At 64.3% G+C, this 22,093-nt stretch carries 16 protein-coding genes; 8 read left to right on the plus strand and 8 right to left on the minus strand.

Annotation, left to right across the window (positions count from 1 at the left end; all coding sequences use genetic code 11):
- On the plus strand, window positions 1–3,858 hold the full coding sequence (metH, locus tag NLN62_RS13925) for a methionine synthase (RefSeq protein WP_254109152.1): 3,858 nt from the start codon (window positions 1–3) through the stop codon (window positions 3,856–3,858).
- Between the two features lie 470 nt (window positions 3,859–4,328).
- Window positions 4,329–4,895, plus strand: a complete 567-nt coding sequence (locus NLN62_RS13930) for a YbhB/YbcL family Raf kinase inhibitor-like protein (RefSeq protein ID WP_254109153.1) — start codon at window positions 4,329–4,331, stop codon at window positions 4,893–4,895.
- 132 nt (window positions 4,896–5,027) lie between these two features.
- Here the strand turns inward: NLN62_RS13930 and NLN62_RS13935 are convergent, their stop codons facing one another.
- The 3 genes from NLN62_RS13935 to glpK form a co-directional block, all read right to left on the minus strand.
- Window positions 5,028–5,657 (minus strand): glutathione S-transferase family protein, encoded by a 630-nt coding sequence (locus NLN62_RS13935; RefSeq protein ID WP_254109154.1) that lies wholly within the window; start codon window positions 5,655–5,657, stop codon window positions 5,028–5,030.
- Between the two features lie 249 nt (window positions 5,658–5,906).
- Window positions 5,907–6,500: an N-acetyltransferase gene (locus NLN62_RS13940; protein WP_254109155.1), complete on the minus strand. Its 594-nt coding sequence runs from the start codon at window positions 6,498–6,500 to the stop codon at window positions 5,907–5,909.
- Between the two features lie 7 nt (window positions 6,501–6,507).
- Window positions 6,508–8,010 (minus strand): glycerol kinase GlpK, encoded by a 1,503-nt coding sequence (gene glpK / locus NLN62_RS13945; RefSeq protein ID WP_254109156.1) that lies wholly within the window; start codon window positions 8,008–8,010, stop codon window positions 6,508–6,510.
- A 307-nt stretch (window positions 8,011–8,317) separates the two neighbouring features.
- On the opposite strand from glpK, the gene NLN62_RS13950 reads away from it, so the two are divergent.
- Together NLN62_RS13950 and NLN62_RS13955 are read left to right on the plus strand one after the other, a co-directional pair.
- On the plus strand, window positions 8,318–9,676 hold the full coding sequence (locus tag NLN62_RS13950) for an MBOAT family protein (RefSeq protein WP_254109157.1): 1,359 nt from the start codon (window positions 8,318–8,320) through the stop codon (window positions 9,674–9,676).
- A gap of 2 nt (window positions 9,677–9,678) precedes the next feature.
- Window positions 9,679–10,554, plus strand: coding sequence for a hypothetical protein (locus NLN62_RS13955; protein WP_254109158.1), 876 nt, complete (start codon window positions 9,679–9,681; stop codon window positions 10,552–10,554).
- Between the two features lie 223 nt (window positions 10,555–10,777).
- Here NLN62_RS13955 and pimD read toward each other — a convergent pair whose 3' ends face one another.
- The 5 genes from pimD to NLN62_RS13980 form a co-directional block, all read right to left on the minus strand.
- Window positions 10,778–11,920 carry a pimeloyl-CoA dehydrogenase small subunit gene (pimD, locus tag NLN62_RS13960; RefSeq protein WP_254109159.1) on the minus strand — a complete coding sequence of 381 codons (1,143 nt, stop codon included), beginning with the start codon at window positions 11,918–11,920 and terminating at the stop codon, window positions 10,778–10,780.
- 172 nt (window positions 11,921–12,092) lie between these two features.
- Window positions 12,093–13,283: a pimeloyl-CoA dehydrogenase large subunit gene (gene pimC / locus NLN62_RS13965; RefSeq protein WP_254109160.1), complete on the minus strand. Its 1,191-nt coding sequence runs from the start codon at window positions 13,281–13,283 to the stop codon at window positions 12,093–12,095.
- A 154-nt stretch (window positions 13,284–13,437) separates the two neighbouring features.
- A complete protein-coding gene (locus NLN62_RS13970; protein ID WP_254109161.1) occupies window positions 13,438–14,625 on the minus strand; it encodes an acetyl-CoA C-acyltransferase in 1,188 nt (395 codons plus the stop codon).
- Window positions 14,622–16,307 (minus strand): dicarboxylate--CoA ligase PimA, encoded by a 1,686-nt coding sequence (pimA, locus tag NLN62_RS13975; RefSeq protein ID WP_254109162.1) that lies wholly within the window; start codon window positions 16,305–16,307, stop codon window positions 14,622–14,624. The genes NLN62_RS13970 and pimA overlap by 4 nt, the downstream gene beginning before the upstream one ends.
- Before the next feature lie 223 nt (window positions 16,308–16,530).
- Window positions 16,531–18,627 carry a 3-hydroxyacyl-CoA dehydrogenase NAD-binding domain-containing protein gene (locus NLN62_RS13980; RefSeq protein ID WP_254109163.1) on the minus strand — a complete coding sequence of 699 codons (2,097 nt, stop codon included), beginning with the start codon at window positions 18,625–18,627 and terminating at the stop codon, window positions 16,531–16,533.
- 131 nt (window positions 18,628–18,758) lie between these two features.
- Between NLN62_RS13980 and NLN62_RS13985 the strand changes: the two genes are divergently transcribed.
- The 4 genes from NLN62_RS13985 to NLN62_RS14000 all read left to right on the plus strand — a co-directional run bounded on the left by NLN62_RS13985 (window position 18,759) and on the right by NLN62_RS14000 (window position 22,091).
- On the plus strand, window positions 18,759–19,625 hold the full coding sequence (locus NLN62_RS13985; RefSeq protein ID WP_254109164.1) for an IclR family transcriptional regulator: 867 nt from the start codon (window positions 18,759–18,761) through the stop codon (window positions 19,623–19,625).
- 66 nt (window positions 19,626–19,691) lie between these two features.
- On the plus strand, window positions 19,692–20,489 hold the full coding sequence (locus NLN62_RS13990) for an ABC transporter ATP-binding protein (protein ID WP_254109165.1): 798 nt from the start codon (window positions 19,692–19,694) through the stop codon (window positions 20,487–20,489).
- Window positions 20,486–21,199, plus strand: a complete 714-nt coding sequence (locus NLN62_RS13995; RefSeq protein WP_254109166.1) for an ABC transporter ATP-binding protein — start codon at window positions 20,486–20,488, stop codon at window positions 21,197–21,199. Before NLN62_RS13990 ends, NLN62_RS13995 begins: the two co-directional genes overlap by 4 nt.
- A gap of 13 nt (window positions 21,200–21,212) precedes the next feature.
- Complete coding sequence (locus NLN62_RS14000; protein WP_027521301.1) at window positions 21,213–22,091, plus strand: branched-chain amino acid ABC transporter permease; 879 nt, start codon at window positions 21,213–21,215, stop codon at window positions 22,089–22,091.
- Window positions 22,092–22,093: the final 2 nt, after the last annotated feature.

Below are 22,093 nucleotides of genomic sequence, written 5' to 3' on the forward strand. Positions count from 1 at the left end.
ATGACCGTGACCGTTTCCCCGAAGCGTACTGCCCTGCTCGCCGCCGCGCGCGAGCGCATTCTGGTGCTCGACGGCGCCATGGGCACGATGATCCAGGGCCTGCAGTTCGACGAGGCCGCCTTCCGCGGCGAGCGCTTCAAGAATTTTCACCGGGACCTCCGTGGCAACAACGACCTGTTGATCCTCACCCAGCCGCAGGCGATCGAGGACATCCACGCCGCCTATTTGCGCGCCGGCGCCGACATCGTTGCGACCAACACCTTCTCCACGACATCGATCGCGCAGGCCGATTACGACCTCGCCGAAATCGTCTACGAGATGGCGCGCGAAGGCGCCCGCCTCGCCGGCAACGCCGCCAAACGTGTTGAGGCCGAGGACGGCAAGCCGCGCTTCGTCGCCGGCGCCATCGGTCCCACCAACCGCACCGCCTCGATCTCGCCTGATGTCGCAAACCCCGGCTACCGCGCCGTCACCTTCGACGACCTGCGCGAGTCCTACGGCGAGCAGATCCGGGGCCTCATCGACGGCGGCGTCGACCTCTTGCTGGTCGAGACCATCTTCGACACGCTGAACGCCAAGGCCGCGCTCTATGCGATCGCCGAGATCACGGAAGAACGCGGCATCGACATGCCCGTGATGGTCTCAGGCACCATCACCGACAAGTCCGGCCGCCTGCTGTCGGGACAGATGCCGGAGGCGTTCTGGAATTCGGTGCGGCACGCAAAGCCCATCACCATCGGCTTCAACTGCGCGCTCGGCGCGGAAGACCTGCGCGCGCATATCGCGGACATTGGCCGCGTCGCCGACACCCTTGTGTGTGCCTATCCCAATGCCGGCCTGCCCAACGAGTTCGGCCAGTATGACGAGACGCCGGAATATATGGCCCGCCTGGTCGGCGAGTTCGCGCGTGATGGTCTCGTCAACATCGTCGGTGGCTGCTGCGGCACCACGCCGGAGCACATCGCGGCGATTGCGGCTGCGGTGGCGCCGCACAAGCCGCGCCTTGTGCCGGCGATCGAGCCGCGCTTAAGGCTCTCCGGCCTCGAGCCGTTCGTGCTGACGGATGCGATCCCCTTCGTCAACGTCGGCGAGCGCACCAACGTCACGGGCTCGGCCCGCTTCCGTAAATTGATCACGGCCGGCGACTACACGGCCGCGCTCCAGGTCGCGCGCGATCAGGTCGAGAACGGCGCGGTAGTTATCGACGTCAACATGGACGAGGGTCTTCTGGACTCGGAAGCCGCGATGCGGACCTTCCTCAACCTCGTCGCCGCCGAGCCCGACATCGCCCGCGTGCCCGTGATGGTCGACTCCTCGAAATTCTCGGTCATCGAGGCCGGGCTGAAATGCGTGCAGGGCAAGCCGGTCGTCAACTCGATCTCGATGAAGGAAGGCGAGGAGAAGTTCATCCTTGAAGCCAAGATCGCGCGGCGCCACGGCGCGGCTGTCGTGGTGATGGCATTCGACGAGGTCGGCCAGGCCGATACGTTCGCGCGCAAGACCGAGATCTGCAAGCGCGCCTACGACATCCTGGTGAACCGCATCGGTTTCCCGCCCGAAGACATCATCTTCGATCCCAACATCTTTGCGATCGCGACGGGCATCGAGGAGCACAACAATTACGGCGTCGACTTCATCGAGGCGACGCGCTGGATCCGCCAAAATCTACCGGGCGCGCACATCTCGGGCGGTGTCTCCAACCTGTCCTTCTCGTTCCGCGGCAACGAGCCGGTGCGCGAGGCCATGCATTCGGTGTTCCTGTATCATGCCATCGAGGCCGGCATGGACATGGGCATCGTCAATGCCGGGCAAATGATCGTCTATGACGACATCGATCCGGAGCTGCGCCAGGTTTGCGAGGACGTGGTCCTCAATCGCGATCCCGGCGCGTCCGAGCGGCTGCTCGCGCTTGCCGAAAAATTTCGCGGCAAGAAGACCGAGAGCAAGGAAGCCGATCTCGCCTGGCGCGAATGGCCGGTCGAGAAGCGCCTGTCGCACGCCCTCGTGCATGGCATCACCGAGTTCATCGAGCAGGATACCGAAGAAGCCCGCAAGGCGTCCTCGCGCCCGCTCGACGTGATCGAAGGCCCGTTGATGGCCGGCATGAACGTGGTCGGCGATCTCTTCGGCGACGGCAAGATGTTTTTGCCGCAGGTCGTGAAATCGGCGCGCGTGATGAAGCAGGCGGTCGCCTGGCTGATGCCGTTCATGGAGGAGGAGAAGGCGCGCAACCTCGCGAGCGGCATCGGCGGCGATACCAACTCGTCCGCGGGCAAGATCGTGCTCGCGACCGTGAAGGGCGACGTCCACGACATCGGCAAGAACATCGTCGGCATCGTGCTCCAGTGCAACAATTTTGAGGTCATCGACCTCGGCGTGATGGTGCCGGCCGCAAAGATCGTCGAGACCGTGAAGGCGGAGAAGGCCGACATCGTCGGCCTGTCCGGCCTGATCACGCCCTCGCTCGACGAGATGGCGTTCTTCGCCGGCGAATTGCAGCGCGAAGGCTTGAAGCTGCCGCTGCTGATCGGCGGCGCCACGACCAGCCGCGTGCACACGGCCGTCAAGATCGACCCGAACTACAGGGCCGGCCCCGTCGTGCATGTCAACGACGCAAGCCGCGCCGTCGGCGTCGCCTCCTCGCTGCTCTCGCCCGAGAAACGCGAGACCTATGCCGCCGAAGTGCGCGCCGAATACGCAAGAATTTCGGAGGCGCATCTGCGCGCGCAGGCCGACAAGAAGCGCCTGAAGCTCACGGATGCCCGCGCCAACCGCGTGCCGGTCGATTTCGTCGCGACAAAGCCGGTGAAGCCGACCTTCCTCGGCACGAAGACGTTCGACGACTACGACCTCGCCGAGCTCGTCGACTCCATCGACTGGACGCCGTTCTTCCAGACCTGGGAGCTCGCCGGCCGCTTCCCCGCGATCCTCGACGACCCCAAGGTGGGCGAGGTCGCGCGCTCGCTCTATGACGACGCGCGCAAGATGCTCGACCTCATCGTCAAGCAAAAATGGTTCCGGGCGCGCGCCACGATCGGCTTCTGGCCGGCGAACGCGCAAGGCGATGACGTCGTGCTCTACGCCGACGAGAGCCGGACGAAGAAGATCGCGACGCTGCACACGCTGCGCCAGCAGCTCGAGAAGCGCGAGGGCCGATTCAACGCGGCGCTGTCCGACTTCGTTGCGCCTGCGGGGTCGGGCGTGCCGGACTACATCGGTGGCTTCGTCGTCACCGCCGGCATTGGCGAGGATGCGGTCGCCGACCACTTCAAGAAGGCCAATGACGATTACTCCTCGATCCTGTGCAAGGCGCTGGCCGATCGCCTCGCCGAAGCCTTTGCCGAGCGCATGCACGCCCGCGTCCGCCGCGAGTTCTGGGCCTATGCGCCGGACGAGAAACTCTCCAACGAGGAGCTGATCCTCGAAAAATATCAGGGCATCCGCCCTGCCCCCGGCTATCCAGCGCAACCCGACCACACCGAGAAGAAGACGCTGTTCGCCCTGCTCGATGCGGAGAACACCGCCGGCGTGAAGCTGACCGAGAGCTTTGCGATGTGGCCGGGCAGTAGCGTGAGCGGGCTCTATTTTGCGAATCCCGAGAGCTATTATTTCGGCGTCGGCAAGATTGAGCGCGACCAGGTCGAGGATTATGCGGCACGCAAGGACATGAGCGTTGCCGAGGTCGAGCGCTGGCTGGCGCCGATTTTGAACTACATCCCGGCGCAGCAGGAGACTAACAAGGCCTTCGCGGCAACGCCCGCGAACGACGAGACGTCAAATGACCTCGCCTCGCATCCGCCGGGCTGCACCTGTGCGGTACATCTCGTCTGGCAGAAGAAGCGCGCGGGAGCGGGGTAAGCGCACCACATCTCCGCTGTCGTCCTGGCGAAAGCCAGGACCCATACCGCGGGATCTATCGACCGCGGCGGTCGGAGTACCGAGCTACTTCGCCAAACTCCTCCCTGGGGTAATGGGTCCCGGCCCCCGTGCGCAATTGCGCACGAGGCCGGGACGACGTTGTGGTGAACAGGGTGCCGACCATCATGATCGCCGGGTGATGGTCGCAGATAGAGATGCGCCGACACCTCCCAGACCAAAAAAGTGAAAAACAACCCCATGCAAAGTAGAAAATTGCGGGGCCGACCAACTACGCATTTCCCGAAATGACTTGACTCGTCGGGCAAATCACCGGTAATATGTCATTATTGCGAACTGCGCCGGATGGACCCGCGCCGCAGCATCGAGAGCAACGGCGCAGACTGATTGAAACCAGGTTCCTCGGGCGCTACTTTGCGATCTCTGAGCTCATTGTTGAAGGGGTGCTTCCGATGACAAGGTTTGCATTCTCATTTGCAGCAGCTTGTGTGCTCCTGCTTCATGCGGGCGAAGCTGGTGCGCAGAGCCTCACGCTGAGCAGCCCGGACATCAGCGAAGGCGCCACGATTGCCGGCGAACATATATTCAAAGGCTTCGGCTGTACCGGCAACAACACCTCTCCGGCCTTGAGCTGGAGCGGTGCTCCGGCGGGCACCAAGAGCTTCGCCGTGGCGATACATGATCCTGATGCGCCAACCGGCAGCGGCTGGTGGCATTGGGTCGTCTTCAATCTTCCGCCATCCGTCACTGCGCTTCCCAAGGGGGCCGGCGATCCAAAGAAGAAGCTGATGCCGAAAGGGGCGATCCAGAGCCGCACTGACTTCGGCAGCGACGGCTATGGCGGACCATGCCCGCCGCCCGGCGACAAGCCGCACCGCTATCAGATCACCGTATTCGCCGTTGACGTCGATAAGCTTCCGAACGCCAAGGACCATTCAGCATCCGCGGCACTGGTCGGTTTCGATCTGCACTTCCATACGCTCGGAAAGGCTACCCTGACCGGTCTCTACGGCCGCTGACGGGACGCGGGAGGGTTCGCCAGGCGCGCGTAGGGTGGCTTAGCGTCAGCGTAACCCACCTCTTTGCTTTCCGCGCATTGAGAGAAGTGGTGGGTTACGCTTCGCTGACCCACCCCACGAACCTGCGCTCGCTCACCCCTTGGGCGGCGCGAGCGGCTGGACGATCTCTTTGAACGGCGCCAGCGCCTCGCAGAGCTCGGAATGCGCCGTGAGTGCCGGATAGCGCGCAGGATCGAACAGCTGCGGGTGCGCCTCGCGGGTGAAGCGGACGACGCAGGCAACTACGACGTCGGCGTGGCCGATGCGCGTCCCCAGCCAGTACGGCGTCGTTACTTTCGCGCGCTCGGTTTCCAGCACCTTCAACACATCGGCGATTTGCGCCTGGCAGCGCTCGACCCACAACGCGAGTTGTTCTTTCCGCAACACACGCTCATAGAGCAGGCTGACTGCCTTGTCGCCGAGGCCGCTCGCCAGCGCGCAGATGCGCAAATGCCGCCGCCGATCGATACCACCGCGCGGCAGCATCGCTTTCTCTGGCCCGGCGAGATCGTCGAGATAGTCGAGGATGATCGTGCTCTCGATGAGCCCCTCGCCGTCGTCGAGCACCAGCGTCGGCACGCGGCGCAAAGGATTGTACGGCGCGATCTTGTCGGCATCGCCGAACGTCGACCACGGCCTGTGCTCGAAGGCGATACCGTAAAGCTTCAACGCAATCGCGACACGGCGGACGAAGGGGGAATCATACTGGCCGATCAGGAACATGGTCTGCGCTCTTTCTCGTTGGCGCGGCAGGGCCGGCCAGTTCATCGCCAATGCGCGCGGCTGACAAGGAAAATCTTGGAAAGGGAGCATTGCGCCGGCTGCAACGAGCGTGGCTCAATGGACGACAGCACCGTCGGGAGGCTCACAGGAGGTGTTTTGAGCGCGTCGTAGCCCGCAAGAGCATAGCGACATGCGGGAAAGTCTTGCAGCAGCTCCCGGATATCGCTGCGCTCATCCGGTCTCGACCGATCACTCGATGACCGGCACATGCCTCGCCGCCGTGCGCGGCACCGTGCCATCGAGGCGCGGGTCGTCGGCGATTTCGATCTGACGGCAGAAGGCGCGGAAGCCGGAGCGCTGGTAGAAGGCGAGCGCCGCGGGGTGATCGAAGGTGCAGGTGTGCACCCAGACGCGCCTGACGCCTTGCGACCAGGCGCGTTCGAGCGCGCGGTTCATCAGCCAGCGGCCTGCGCCGGTGCCGATGAGTTTTGCGGTGACGCCAAAGAACACGATCTCGCATTGACCCGCCTCGCGGAAGTCGAGCTCGAGCAGGCCTTCTTCGCGGCCATCATCGACGAGCGCGTAGATCTCGACCCTCGGCGACTGCACGATCGCCGCGAGCTCCGCATCCGGCATGCACAGGCGCGAGAACCACAGCCAGTCCTCGCCAACCCGCGCATAGAGTGCACGAAACCAGTCGAGACCGGGTTGCTCGACTCGGCGCAACGTCCAGGCGCCCAGCGGATCGTCACGCAGCGGCGGCCGCGCGGTCATCTCCAGATGCGTGACGACCGCGGCGATCTTCCCGCTCGGCACGTCCGAATAGCCGTCGGGGAGGATCATTCGCCGCTCACTCTCCCTCGTCGCTCGCGAGCACGCCCTTCACCGCGCGCGCCCAGCCGGCAAGCTTCCGTTCGCGCGTCGCCTGGCTCATGCTCGGCTTGAAGCGGTGCTCGAGGCGCCAGTTGTCGGCGAATTGCGTCGGCTCGGGATAGACGCCGGCGTTGAGGCCGGCGAGATAGGCGGCACCCAGCGCCGTCGTCTCCTGGATCACCGGGCGGTCGACCGGCGCATCGAGGAGATCGGCAAGACGCTGCATGGTCCAGTCCGAGGCGGTCATGCCGCCGTCGACGCGCAAGACCACGCTCGCCGTTTCCGAGCTCGGCCAATCCGCCCGCATCGCGGCCCAGAGATCGAAAGTCTGGTAGCAGACGCTTTCCAGCGCGGCATGGGCGAGCTCGGCCGGGCCGGTGTTGCGGGTCAGGCCGAACAGTGCGCCGCGCACGCGCGGATTCCAGTACGGCGCGCCCATGCCGACGAAAGCCGGCACGAGATAGACGCTCTGCATGGAATCGGACTGGTCGGCGAGCGGGCCGGTCTCGGCCGCGTGCTTGATGATGCCGAGGCCATCGCGCAGCCATTGCACCGCGCTGCCGGCAACGAAGATCGAGCCTTCGAGCGCGTAGGTGCGTTTTCCGCCGAGCTGATAGGCGATGGTGGTCAGCAGCTTGTTCTTCGAGGCCACCGGCGTGGTGCCGGTGTTGAGCAGGGCAAAGCAGCCGGTGCCGTAGGTCGACTTCATCATGCCCGGGCGGAAGCAGGCCTGGCCGATGGTCGCTGCCTGCTGGTCGCCGGCGATGCCGCAGATCGGAATCGCGCCGCCGAACAGGTCGGGGGTGGTCTCGCCGAAACGGGCGGAAGAATCCTTCACTTCGGGGAGCATCGAGCGCGGCACGCCGATGAGCTCGAGCAGTTCGTCGTCCCATTCGCCGGTGTGGATGTTGAACAGCAGCGTGCGCGAGGCGTTGGTCGCATCCGTTGCATGCACCTTGCCGCCGGTGAGCCGCCAGAGCAGGTAGCAATCGACCGTGCCGAACATCAGTTCGCCGCGCGCGGCCCGCGCACGGGCGCCGGGGACGTTGTCGAGGATCCAGGCGACCTTGGTGCCGGAGAAATAGGGATCGATGATCAGGCCGGTCTTGTCTGAGATCCGGGGCTCGTGACCTTCGGCCTTCAGCTTCGAGCAGACATCGGCAGTGCGGCGGTCCTGCCAGACGATGGCGCGGTGTACGGCCTGGCCGGTGGCGCGGTCCCACACCACGGTGGTCTCGCGCTGGTTGGTGATGCCTATCGCGGCAACGTCCTTGGCCGTGACGCCGGCGCTCTGGAGTGCGTCGCGACAAACCATCACGGTCGAGGTCCAGATGTCCTCCGGCTCATGCTCGACCCAGCCCGAGGCGGGGAAATGCTGCGGAAACTCCTGCTGCGCCTTCGCCGCGATGGAAATATCGCTGCGAAACACGATGGCGCGCGAGGAGGTGGTGCCCTGATCGATGGCGAGAACGAAAGACATGAATGTTGACCTTGGCGATTCCGGTATCCCGGGAGGGTTATTGTGTCGCGGCTAAAGGGAGCGGATTGGGACGGGAAGGTCAAGACCGCCCTGTTCCATCGAAGCAAGCGCCTGTCCCGCCCCGCCGCAAGGCCAAAGCGCGATGAGATTTGGATGAATCGTTATCGCGCTTTAGGTCATTGTTTGAGCATGATCTTTTCGGAAAACCGCTTCGCACATCGCGCTAACGGGGCCCTTCGGGTCCGGATCATTCCCTGGGACGGCGGGAGCGAAAGTGTAACTTGCCGGGACCGGCAAACGGGGCGGCATGACCTTCACGTCTCTTCAGTTCGGCGTTTTCGTCGCGGTCGTATTCGGCGCCTACTATTTGCCGCCCTTGCGCCATTTCCAGGTCCAGCTCCTCGTGCTCGCGAGCGTATTCTTCTACGGCTTCGGCCAGCCGGAGCTCCTGCCGCTGCTGCTCGTTGCGGTGCTCGGCACCTGGGTCTGCCTGGTGCTGGCGTTCGACAACCGCGCGATGTGGATGCCGGCGGGGATCATCTTCAATCTCGGGCTGCTCGCCTTCTTCAAATACAAGTTCCTGTTCGTCGACCCGGCCTCGGCTCATCCGATCGGATTCGCGCCGGTCGACTTCCTGTTGCGCTTGCCGCTGCCGATCGGCATTTCGTTCTTCGTCTTCCACAACATCAGCCTGCTGGTCGACCTGACGCGCGAAAAACGCCCGCCGCCGCTGCGCGACGTCTTCCTCTACATCATCTTCTTTCCACAGCTCGTCTCCGGCCCGATCACGCGCGCGGGCCAGTTCATGCCGCAGATCGCGCCCAAGCACCTCGCCGACGTCGCCTTCGTGGAGGCGGCCAAATGGATCCTGACCGGCTATTTCTTCAAGCTCTATGTGGCGAACAACCTCAACGAGATGACATCCTATATGGACTTTCCGCTCTATGAGACGGTGCGCACGCAGGACCGCTGGCTGCTGGTGTTCTTGTACAGTTACCAGATCTATGCCGACTTCTTCGGTTATTCGGCGATCGCGCTCGGCCTCGGGCTTTTGTTCGGATACCGCCTGCCGGTCAATTTCGACCTGCCCTACATCTCGGCCTCGTTCTCCGAATTCTGGACGCGCTGGCACATTTCGCTGTCCAATTGGCTCAAGACCTATCTCTACATCCCGCTGGGCGGCAACCGAAAGGGCGTGGTGCGAACCTGTCTCAACCTGATGATCGTGATGATGCTCGGCGGACTCTGGCACGGCGCGAGCCTGAGCTACGCGCTGTGGGGCATGCTGCACGGGCTTCTGCTCGTCATCGAGCGGCCGTTTCTGAAAGTGCTGGACAAGGCCGGACCACTCACGCGGCTGCTCCGCATGGGCATCGTATTCCTGTGCGTGACGATGCTCTGGATCTTCTTCAAGCTGCCGAACTTCGATCACGCGCTCGGCTATCTCCAGGGCATGTTCACGCCGACGACCAATCCCAATCCGACGAAGCTGTTCTACAATCTGGCCCTGCTCTACAGCCTTCCCGTGATCATCCAGCATCTCGGTATCGGCGCGATCGTCGAGGGCCGACTGCGACGATGGGAGCCCTATCTCTATGGCGCGCTCGCGGCCCTTGCTTTTCTCGAGGCGGGCCCTGACGCCGCCTTCATCTATTTCCAGTTCTGATCATGCCGCGGACCTCGCCACTTCCATGGCTGGTTCGATGCGCCGCTACAGCGGCGGCGCTGCTGTTGGCCTGCGGTCTTGCGACGGCATGGATCGGCGCGGCGCTTCAGCAGCCGGCGGTCACGACCCGTGACGGCAGCCTCATCACCCTCAACCGTTATGTGAGGGAGCCCGTGCCTGACGTCGTGCTGGTCGGCAGCTCGGTCACCTGGCGTCTCAAGGAGGAATATTTCTCACGTCCCCGCGTACGCAATCTTGCGCTGGCCGGCGGCTCTCCAGTGACCGGCCTCGAGATCGTCGCGAAGCAACCGCGCCTGCCGAAAATCATCCTGATCGAGACCAACGTTCTCTCGCGCGCCGTCGACGGCGCGCTGGTTGAACGGTTCACCGGTGCCGAACGGGCGGGCGCGTTGTTTCTCCGTCCGGTGCGAACGGCGATCGCGGCGTTTGAGACCCTTAATCACGCGCCGCCGGATGCCGCGAAGGCGCGCGCCGAGCGCCAGGACCTGCTGAGCCAGTCGCCCTCCGGCTTCGACAACCACGTCTATGTCGAGCGCGCCGTAGGGGAGATGAACGCGGAGGAGCCGTCTGCCCGCGCCAAGGACAATGCGACGCTCATCAAACAACTCATCGGCGAGATCGAGCGCCGCGGCGGGCGCGCTTTTCTGATCGCCGTTCCGTTCTCGCCGGAGATCGAAGCGACGAGCTCCGTCAGGGCGACCAGGACGATCGTGCAAGACGCCTTCCCGGATCAAGGCGCATGGCTGGCGATCGACGCACCACTCTCGGAGCTGCGCTGGGCCGATGGCGTCCACCTCGACGAGCGCTCCGCCCTGATCGTCGCGCGCGCGACCGAGAAGGCGTTGGCGGAACGCTAGCTGCATCGCGTGGGTGGGCACGCAGTCGTCGATGACGATACGATTGCGACCTTGCCGGTGAGATCGAACGGAGATTTTTGCTGGGCTCCCTGGCTCAGCTCGTTCGACCGTCATCGCCCGGCTTGACCGGGCGATCCAGTAACGCAGAGGCGGCGCGGATAGAACCGAGAAGCCGCAGCGTACTGGATTCCCCGCTTTCGCGGGGAATGACAGCTTCCGTGCGTCAGATCAACCCGCCCGCATCCGCGACGCGGCGCTGGTGATACTCGGTGTCGCCAAACGTGTTCTCGATCATGGTCAGGCGCTTGAAGTAGTGGCCGATCTTCGCCTCCATGGTCATGCCGATGCCGCCGTGGAGCTGGATCGACTGCTGGCCGACGAACTTCAGCGACTTCCCGATCTGCACCTTGGCGGCTGCGATCGCGTTGGAGCGCTCCTTGGCGTCCTCGAAATCGTTCGCCATGGTCGCGAACATCGACATCGAGCGGGCCTGCTCGGCGGCGACGAACATGTCGGAGGCGCGGTGCTGGAGCGACTGGAACGAGCCGATCGCGACACCGAACTGCTTGCGCGTCTTGATGTACTCGACGGTGGTCTTCAGCGATTCATCCATCAGGCCGACCGCTTCGGCGCAAAGCGCGACGCGGGCCTCGTCGACGACGCGCTCGATCAACGCGAGCGAATCCTCAGGATTGCCGATCGCCGCATCGGCGCCGACCTCGACACCGGTCAAGGCGATGTCGGCAGCGTGCAGGCCGTCCTGCGTCGGATACGACTTCCTGGTGACACCCTTGGCGTTCGCCGGCACTAGAAACACGCCGATGCCGCTTCTCTGGCGGCGATCACCCTTGGTGCGGGCGATGACGATGAGCGTGTCGGCGTTCTCGCCGTTCAGCACGACGAACTTCTCGCCGTCGATGACCCAGCCGCTACCCTTCTTCTTCGCTGACGTGGCGACGTCGAAGAGGTCGTAGCGCGAATTCTTCTCGAGCTGCGCAAAGGCGAGCGTCTGGCTGCCGTCGATGATGCCGGGCAGGTGCGCGGCCTTCTGCGCATCCGAGCCGGCATGGCGCAGGAAGCCGCCGCCGATCACCACGGTTGCGAGATACGGCTCGAGCACGAGCGCCTTGCCGAGGGCTTCCATCACGATCATGGTCTCGACGCCGCCGCCGCCGAAACCGCCATCGGCTTCCGCGAAGGGCAGGCCCAGGAGGCCCTGCTCGGCGAGCCTGCCCCAGACGGCTTTGCTCCAGCCGCCCTTCTCCTGCATGTACTTCTTGCGGCTCTCGAAATCGTAGGAGTCGGTCAAGAGACCGTCGACACTGTCCTTGAGAAGCCGCTGCTCCTCGGTCAAATCAAAATCCATCTGTCTCTCCAAAATCGACGCAGGGTTCTGTTCGCCTGCCGTCGCCTCACCCTCAGACGTCATCCCCGCGAAGGCGGGGATCCAGTAAACGCAACCGCATGCCGTAATCACGACCGCCGCGGCGTACTGGGTCCCCCGCCTTCGCGGGGGACGACACCGTTTGTTGCGTCTCTCACAGCCCCAGCACCGCCTTGGCGATGATGTTGCGCTGGATCTCGTTGGAGCCGCCGTAGATCGAGACCTTGCGGTTGTTGAAATAGCTCGGCGCGATCTGCGCGGTCCAGTCCATGGCTTCGTTCGAGCCGTCGTCGCCGTGGATGTCGTAGGGCGCGGCGAACGGGCCGATGACTTCCATGAGCAGTTCGGTCGTGGTCTGCTGGATCTCGGAACCCTTGATCTTCAGCACCGAGGATGCCGGATTGGGCTTGCCCTTGCCGTGCTTGCCCTCATCCGCAACGACGCGAAGCTGCGTGAGCTCCAGCGCCTTCAGCTCGATCTCGCAAGCCGCAAGCTTCTCGCGGAAGGCAGCATCCTGGATGATCGGCTTGCCGCCGGACTCGACCTTGGACGCCAGCTCCTTGATGCGGCGGATGCGCTCCTTGGAGACGCCGACGCGCGCGATGCCGGTGCGCTCGTTGCCGAGCAGGAATTTTGCGTAGTCCCAGCCCTTGTTCTCCTCGCCGATCAGGTTCTCAATGGGCACCTCGACGTCGTCGAAGAAGACTTCGTTGACCTCGACGCCGCCGTCGATGGTCTGGATCGGGCGCACGGTCACGCCCTTCGACTTCATGCTGAAGACGATGAAAGAGATGCCCATCTGCTTCTTGGCCGACGGATCGGTGCGGCAGAGGCAGAAGATCATGTCGGCGTGCTGGGCGAGCGTGGTCCAGGTCTTCTGGCCGTTGATGATCCACTTGTCGCCCTTGCGCTCAGCCTTGGTCTTCAGCGAGGCGAGGTCCGAACCGGAGCCGGGCTCGGAGAAGCCCTGGCACCACCAATCGTCGACATTGGCAATGCGCGGCAGATACTTTTTCTTCTGCTCCTCATTGCCGAAGGTGTAGATCACCGGGCCCACCATGCTGACGCCGAAGGCGAGCGGCTGCGGCGCCGGATAGGACTGCAGCTCCTCGTTGAAGATGTAGTGCTGCACGGATGTCCAGCCGGTGCCACCATATTGCTTCGGCCAGTGGCTGACGCCCCAGCCCTTCTTGTTGAGGATGCGCCACCACGTCACCATCTCGTCCTTCGAGAGATGGCGGCCTTCGACCAGCTTGCGGCGCGTGTCCGGCGGCACGTTGTCGCGGAAGAACTGCCGCACTTCCTCGCGAAACGCCTGCTCTTCTTTCGTGAATGCGAGATCCATCGGATCCTCCTGTCCAGCTTCTTTCTCTTCGTCATCCTGGCGAAAGCCAGGATCCATTACCACCGGCCGTCATGGTGTCGGTCGGTGGCTGCCGTCCGTGCCTCATCGCGACACACGGGGTAATGGGTCCTGGCCTTCGCCAGGACGACAGCAACTACTGCAACACCTCAAAAAGTCCCGCCGCGCCCATGCCGCCGCCGACGCACATGGTGACGACCGCGTATTTGGCCTTGCGGCGGCGGCCTTCGATCAGGGCGTGACCGGTCAGCCGCGCGCCCGACATGCCGTAGGGATGGCCGACCGAGATCGCGCCGCCATCGACGTTGATCTTGTCGGGGTCGATGCCGAGCTTGTCGCGGCAGTAGAGCACCTGCACCGCGAACGCCTCGTTCAATTCCCACAGACCGATGTCGTCGACCTTGAGCCCGTGGCGCTTGAGCAGGCGCGGCACGGCGAAGACCGGGCCGATGCCCATCTCGTCGGGCTCGCAGCCGGCAGAGACGAAGCCGCGGAAGATGCCGAGCGGCTGCAGGCCACGCTTGGCCGCTTCCTTGTCGCTCATGATCACCGACGCGCTGGCGCCGTCCGAAAGCTGGCTGGCATTGCCGGCGGTGACGGTGAAGCCTTCGCCACGCACGGGCTTCAGGCCGGCGAGGCCTTCGGCGGTGGTTTCGGGGCGCGGACCTTCGTCCTGAGAGAGCGTCACGTCCTTGAAGGAGACTTCGCCGGTCGCCTTGTCGGTCACGGCCATCTTGGTGGTGATCGGCGCGAGCTCGTCCTTGAACTTTCCACCCTGCTGCGCGGCCGCGGTGCGGCGCTGGCTCTCCAGCGAATACTCATCCTGCTTCTCGCGCGAGATGCCATAGCGCTTCGCCACGACCTCAGCCGTGTCGATCATGGGCATGTAGACCTCGCCCTTGATCTTGAGCAGCGCCGGGTCCTGGGCGTGAAAGGCGTTCATCTTGTCGTTCTGCACCAGCGAGATCGACTCGCCGCCGCCACCGACCGCGATCTCGACACCGTCGAAGATCACCGAGCGCGCGGCAAGCGCGATCGCCTGGAGACCGGAGGCGCACTGACGATCGATGGTGGTGCCAGCGACGGTGACGGGCAGACCGGCACGCAGCAGCGCCTTGCGCGCGATGTTGCCGCCGGTCGAGCCCTGCTGGAGGGCGGCGCCCATCACGACGTCCTCAACCTCCTTCGGATCGATCTTCGCGCGCGCAACGGCCTCGCCGATGGCATGACCGAGCAGCGTCGCGCCCTCGGTGTTGTTGAGCGCGCCGCGATAGGCCTTGCCGATCGGCGTGCGGGCGGTGGAAACGATGACGGCGTCGGTCACGAGCGGACTCCTGTAGCGCTTTGTTGGGTGGATTGGGATGGTTTCTGCTGCTGGCGCAATTCATGGCGCGACAGCTTGCCGACCGGCGTGCGCGGCAGCTCATCGACAAATTCGAGGGCGGCCGGCAATTCATGCTTGCCGACCTTGCCGGTGAGGAAGGCGCGCAGATCGTCGATCGAGAACGACGTGGCATCCGGCTTGAGCTTGACGAACGCCTTGGCCGCCTCGCCGCGATATTGGTCGGGAATGCCGATGACGATGACCTCGTGCACGCCCGGGTGCGTATAGATCGCCTGCTCGATCATCTGCGGATAGACGTTGAATCCGCCGGAGATGATCATGTCCTTCTTGCGGTCGACCAGGAAGAAATAGCCGTCCGCGTCGCGATAGCCGATGTCGCCGGTGAGGAAGCGGCCATCGGCAAAGGATTCCACGCTCTCCTTTGGCTTGTTCCAGTAGCCCCTGGTGACGTTCGGGCCCTTGATGCGGATCTCGCCCACTTCGCCCGGCGGCAGCACCTTCGTGGGATCATCGAGCGACACCACATCGAGTTCGATGCCGGGCAGCATCAACCCGATCGAGCCCGGCTTTTCCGGACCGGCGGGCGGATGGCCGGTGCCTGGCGAGCAGGTCTCGGTCATGCCCCAGCCGCTCTTGAGCTTCTTGCCGACCTTGCGCTCGAAGAAATTCGCCACCTCCACCGGCAGCGGCGCGCCGCCGGAGCCGATCAGGGAGAGCGAAGAGAAATCGCGCTTGTCGAGATCGGGGAGCGCCGCGATCGCGATCCACATCGTCGGCACGCCCGGAAAGTAGGTCGCGCGCTTGACCTCGATGTCGTGCATGACAGCCTCGACGTCGAAGCGCTGGTGCAGCGAGATCAGGTTGCCGCGGCGGAGCGAGGACAAGAGAACGACGGTCAGCGCGTAGATGTGGAACAGTGGCAGCACGCAGATCACGCGCTCGATGACGTTGCCGCGCGCGGCGCGGGCCGGCTTGCCCCAGACGTCGTAGATCGACACGGCCGAGGTGAGATTGCCATGGGTGAGCATCGCGCCTTTCGGCAGACCGGTGGTGCCGCCGGTATATTGCAGCAGCGCGACGTCATCGGCGGTGACGACAGGCCACTGCGCCGGCTTGGTCGCGCCGTCGACGAAGGTCTTGAAGGTGACGATCCTGGGATCGGCGGGGATCGCGGCTTGCGGCGTGCCCACCTTGCCCCAATGATCGTCCTCGCAGACGACCAGGCGGTCGATCTGGTTTTTTTCCAGAAACTTCAGCGCGGTCGGCAGCAGCGCTGCCAAGTTCGAGGTGACGAGCACCCGCGCGCCGGAGTCGCGGACCTTGTGCGAGAGCGCGATCTCGCCGTCGAGCGGAGAGAGATGCGCGACGCGCGCGCCGGCCTTCAACGCACCGAAGAAATTGACGGGATGATCCGGCGTGTTGCCGAGGAACAGCGCAACGGAAGAGCCCTTGCTGCAGTCGGCGCGCAGGAAGGCAGCGGCGGCCGATTCCGCCATCGCCTCCAGCTCGGTGTAGCTGATCGGGCGATCGCGGAATTCGAGCGCGGCACGCGCGCCGAAGTCGGCGGCTGCCTTCGAGAGGAGATCAGGCAACGTGCCCTGGACGATCGTGTCGTCCCAATGCACGCCTTCGGGATAAAACTGTTCGCCGGGATGGGTCATTGAGGTTCGTTACTCTGCATGGCCTGCAGCGATTTTGCGTGAGGTGGGCACACTGCCCGAGCTCCCTTCCCCCTTGCGGGGAAGGGTTGGGGAACGGGGTGCCACGAGCGCTGACCTCGCCCGGGGCTACCCCCCTCCCTGGCCCTCCCCCGCAAGGGGGGAGGGAACGGAGAGAGAGTCCCCTGGAACGTGAAATTCACGCGGCCAGCGCGATCCAATTGCATCACGCCGCTTTCGACTCGGCTGCGAGCGAGGCGAAGGTCTTGCCTTCGGCCGCGAGCTTCTTCAGCAGCGGCGCGGGCTCGAGGCTCGGGTCGTTGGTCTCCTTGGCGTAGACCGACAAACGATCGGCGATGTGCTTGAGGCCAACCGTGTCAGCCCAGTACATCGGGCCACCGCGATAGATCGGCCAGCCGTAGCCATAGAGCCAGACCACATCGATATCCGACGGACGCGCGGCGATGCCTTCTTCGAGGATCTTCGCGCCCTCGTTGATCATCGGGTACATCATACGCTCGAGGATCTCCTCGTCGCTGACGACGCGCTTCTTGCGACCGAGCCGCAGCAAGGTCTCGTCGATCAGCTTCTCGACCTCGGGATCGGGCAGCGGCGCGCGGGAGCCGGCTTCATACTTGTAATAGCCCTTGCCGGTCTTCTGGCCGAAGCGGCCGGCTTCGCACAGCGCGTCCGCGATCTCCGACTTGATGCCGCGGTCCTTGCGCGAGCGCCAGCCAATGTCGAGGCCGGCGAGATCGCCCATCGCGAACGGACCCATCGGCATGCCGAACTTGGTCACGACAGCGTCGACCTGCTGCGGCAGCGCGCCTTCGAACAGCAGCTTTTCGGCCTGCTTGCCGCGCTGCGCCAGCATGCGGTTGCCGACAAAGCCGTCGCAGACGCCGACCACGGCCGGCACCTTCGCGATCTTGCGCGCGATGGTGACGGCGGTCACCAGCGCATCCGGCGCGGTCTTGTCGGCGCGCACGATCTCGCACAGCTTCATGACGTTGGCCGGCGAGAAGAAATGCATGCCCAAAACGTCCTGCGGACGCTTGGTGGACTTGGCGATCTCGTCGATGTTGAGATACGAGGTGTTGGAGGCGAGCACGGCGCCCGGCTTGACGTATTGGTCGAGCTTGCCGAACACTTCCTTCTTCACCGCCATGGTCTCGAACACGGCCTCGATGACGAGGTCGGCATTGCCGACATTCTCGATGCCGACAACACCGTTGATCAGCGCCATGCGCTTGGCGGGCGCGTCCGCCGGGATGCCACCGCGCGCCGCGGTCGCTTCCCAGTTCTTCTGCATGATGCCCATGCCACGCTTGAGCTGCTCCTCGCCGGTCTCGATCAGGGTCACGGGGATGCCGGCATTGGCAAAGGACATCGCGATGCCGCCGCCCATGGTGCCCGCGCCGAGGATGGCGACGCGCTCGACGGGACGCGACTTGGTGCCCTCGGGCACGCCGGCGATCTTGTTGGCCTCGCGCTCGGCGAAGAAGGCGTAGCGCTGCGCCTTGGACTGGTCGCTGGTGAGGAGCTTGAGGAAGCCTTCGCGCTCCTTTTTCAGGCCCTCGTCGAACGGCAGGTCGATGGCATAGCCAACGGCGTCCGCGGCGGCGAACGGCGCTTCCAGGCCGCGCGACTTCTTAGTCATCGCGGCGACCGCGTTGGTGAAGATCGAGCGATCGGCCCTGGCAGCCGCGATCTTGCTGTCGTCGTCGCGCAGGCGCCGCAAGGGACGCTTCTCGGCGAGCAGCTTGCGGACGAAGGCTTCGCCGCCGGCCGCCGGACCTTCGACGATCTCCTCGATCAAGCCGTTCTTCAGCGCTTCCGCCGCGCCGATCGGATCACCGCCGACGATCATCTTGACCGCGAGCTCCGGGCCGACCGCTCGCGGCAGACGCTGGGTGCCACCGGCGCCGGGCAGGAGACCGAGCTTCACCTCGGGCAGGCCGAGCTTTGCCTCTTTCGTCGCCACACGGAAATGACAGGCAAGCGCAACCTCGAGACCGCCGCCGAGCGCGGTGCCATGGATCGCGGCGACGACGGGCTTGGGCGAATTCTCGATCTCCGAGAGCACGTCATTGAGCGCGGGCGGCTTCGGCGGCTTGCCGAACTCGGTGATATCGGCGCCGGCGATGAAGGTGCGGCCGGCGCAGGTCAGCACGATGCCCTTGATGTCGGGATCGGCGACCGCCTGCTTGACGCATTCCAGGATTCCGCCGCGGACGGCCGCACTGAGCGCATTTACCGGAGGGCTATTGACCGTGACGACCCCGATCTCGTCATGACGCTCAAGCTTGACCACTTCGCTCACGGCATACCCTCCAGTTAAGGATTTACTTTTGTTTCAATTTCGCAGTGCGGAATTTAATTCCGCATCTTGACGGCAGGGTTATTTTGAAGCACGAGCCTTGTCAACGACTCCGCGCAAGAAGCAGATCAGGGATGAAGCGTACAGGAAAGAAACCAGCGACCGATCGGAACTTCGTCGTCGCGCTTTCCCGCGGGCTCGATGTATTGCGCGCATTCCAACCCAACGACGGGCTTCTCGGCAATCAGGAGATCGCGGCCCGCACGAATTTGCCCAAGCCAACCGTGTCGCGGCTGACTTATACGTTGACGAAACTCGGTTATCTTACACCGGTTCCCCGCTTCGAAAAGTACCAGCTCGCGCCCGCCGCCTTGGCGCTCGGTTACGCGGCGCTGGCCAATCTCGGCATTCGACACCTGTCCGAGCCGTTTCGCGAGGAAGTGATGCGCGCCACGGGCGGCGCGGTCGCGGTCGGCGGTCGCGACCGCCAGAGCATGATCTATTTCGGGCAGAGCCGGGGCAGCGAAACGGTCGGCGTTCAACTTGACGTCGGCTCCCGCGTGCCAATTGCAACCAGCGCGATGGGCCGCGCCTATTTCTGGGCGCTCGACGAAGAGGAGCGCGCTTCGCTCCTGCGCGACCTGCGCGAACACTACGGCAGCCGCTGGCCGAAATTGCGCGACGGGTTGGAGCGTTCCGGCGAGACGGTCGCGAAATACGGCTTTGCGATTTCAGTCGGCGACTGGCACGACGACATCGGCGCCGCGGGCGTCGCACTCAGGCTGAACGACGGAACCGGACCCTACGCGTTCAATTGCGGCGCGCCCGCATTCCGTTTCACGGAAGAGCGTTTGATCACCGACATTGGACCACGTCTCTTGGCGATGGTAAGGAACATCGAAGCGGCGCTCGGCGGAATAGCGCCGCAATTCAAAAAAGAAGCCGGCAAGAAGCTAAAATCAGGAGGAAAAGTTGCACGTGTGGCCGAGGGGATCAGATAGCCGTCGTCGTTGCAGAGGGCGCTTCGTGTCGCCCTCCGGCCCACTCAACGGTGTAGGCGAGACGAGATGACGCAGGTACAGCTCGCGCAGGGGAATTCTCCTCTGCTCGCGGTTCGCGACGTCAGCGTCGTGTTCGGCGGCATCGTCGCGCTCAACGGCGTGTCTTTTGACATGCACAAGGGCCAGATCCTCGGATTGATCGGCCCCAACGGTGCCGGCAAGACCACGCTGTTCAATTGCCTCTCGCGGCTCTACCAGCCCTCGTCCGGCGACATCCTGATGGAAGGCGCGAGCATTTTGACGCGCCCGCCGCACCGGATCGCCGAGATCGGCATCGGCCGCACCTTCCAGAACGTGGCGCTGTTCCCCAACCTGTCGGTGATGGACAATGTGCGCGTCGGCACGCATGCGCGCACCTCCAGCGACATCATCAGCGACTCGCTTCGCCTCGCCTGGGTTCGCCGCAGCGAGTCGAGCGTCAACAAGAAGGTGCACGAGATCCTCGCCTATCTCGACCTCGAGGACGTCGCTCACACCACCGTCTCCGGCCTGCCCTTCGGTACGCAGAAGCGCGTCGAGCTGGCGCGGGCGCTGGCGGCTGATCCAAAAATCCTGCTGCTCGACGAGCCGGCCGGCGGTCTCAACCATGAAGAGGTCTACGTGCTCGGCGACCTCATCCGCCGCATCCGCGACGACCGCCACATGACCGTGCTGCTGGTCGAGCACCACATGGGCCTCGTCATGTCGATCGCCGACCATGTCGTGGCGCTGAATTTCGGCAAGAAGCTCGCGGAAGGCACGCCCGCCCAGGTGCAGGCGGATCCCGACGTCATCAAGGCCTATCTCGGGAGCAAGGACCAATGACGATGCTGCTCAACGTCAAGGACCTGCGCGCCTATTACGGCCAGGTGCAGGCCCTTCACGGCCTGTCCTTTTCGCTCAACGAGGGCTCGCTGACCACGCTCTTGGGGGCCAACGGCGCGGGCAAGACCACGACGCTGCGCGCGATCTGCAACATGGTGCGTTCCACCGGTGCGATCGAGTTCGACGGCAAGCCGCTCGCCAGCCGCTCGACCGAGAACATCGTGCGCTTCGGCATCGCGCATGTGCCGCAGGGCCGCGGCACCTTCACCAACATGACGGTGGAGGAAAATCTTCAACTCGGAGCCATCACCCGCAAGGACAATGCCGGCATCGTCACCGACATCGAGCGCATGTATGCGCATTTCCCGGTCCTCAAGCAGCGGCACACCCAGCAGGCCGGCACGCTCTCGGGCGGCGAGCAGCAGATGCTCGCGGTTGCCCGTGCGCTGATGCTGCGGCCGCGCCTGATGCTGCTGGACGAGCCGTCCTTCGGACTTGCGCCGCTGGTCGTACGCGACCTTTTCAAGATCCTCGGCAAGATCAACCGCGAAGACAAGGTCACGATCCTGGTGGTCGAGCAGAACGCCCAGCTCGCGCTCGAGCTCGCCGACCAGGCCTACGTGATCGAGACCGGCCGCATCGTGATGTCGGGTAACGCCAAGGACATCGCGAACAACGAGGACATCCGCAAATCCTATCTGGGTTACTGAGGGAGCCGGGACGATGGAGCTTTTCACCAACCAGGTCCTGGCCGGGATTGCGACCGGCGCGATCTATGCCTGCATGGCGCTCGCAGTGGTCATGATCTACCAGGCGATCGACCATCTCAACTTCGCGCAGGGCGAGATGGCGATGTTCGCGACCTTCATCTCCTGGCAGCTGATGCAATGGGGTGTGCCCTATTGGGCCGCCTTCGTGATCACGCTGGCGTTCGCTTTCGTCGGCGGCATCGCGATCGAGCGCATCCTGTTCAAGCCGCTCGCCAAGGCGCCGATCCTGACCAACGTCGCCGGCTTCATCGCGCTGTTTGCCATCATCAACTCCTCGGCCGGCCTGATCTGGGACTTCACCATCAAGCAATATCCGACCCCGTTCGGCTCCTCGCCGTTCCTCGGCAGCCAGCTCATCTCGACCCACCAGGCCGGCATGATCGGCGTCACCTTGCTGCTGCTGGTTGGCCTGTTCTTCTTCTTCCAGTACACTCGAATCGGCCTCGCGATGCGGGCAGCTGCCTCGCTGCCTGAATCGGCGCGGCTCGTCGGCATCAACACGAGCTGGATGATCGCGCTCGGCTGGGGCATGGCATCGGCGATCGGCGCGATCGCCGGCATGCTGATCGCCCCGGTGGTATTTCTCGAGCCCAACATGATGGGCGGCGTCCTGATCTACGGCTTTGCCGCGGCCGTGCTCGGCGGCCTGTCGAGCCCGTTCGGCGCGGTGGTCGGCGGCTTCCTGGTCGGCATCTTCGAGAACCTCGCCGGCACCTACATCCCCGGCGTCGGCAATGAGCTGAAGCTCCCGATCGCGCTCGCGCTGATCATTTCCGTCCTGGTCGTCAAACCCGCTGGCCTGTTCGGCCGGCACATCGTCAAGCGAGTTTGATC

It is taken from the genome of Bradyrhizobium sp. CCGUVB23 (assembly GCF_024199885.1).
Taxonomy (GTDB): domain Bacteria; phylum Pseudomonadota; class Alphaproteobacteria; order Rhizobiales; family Xanthobacteraceae; genus Bradyrhizobium.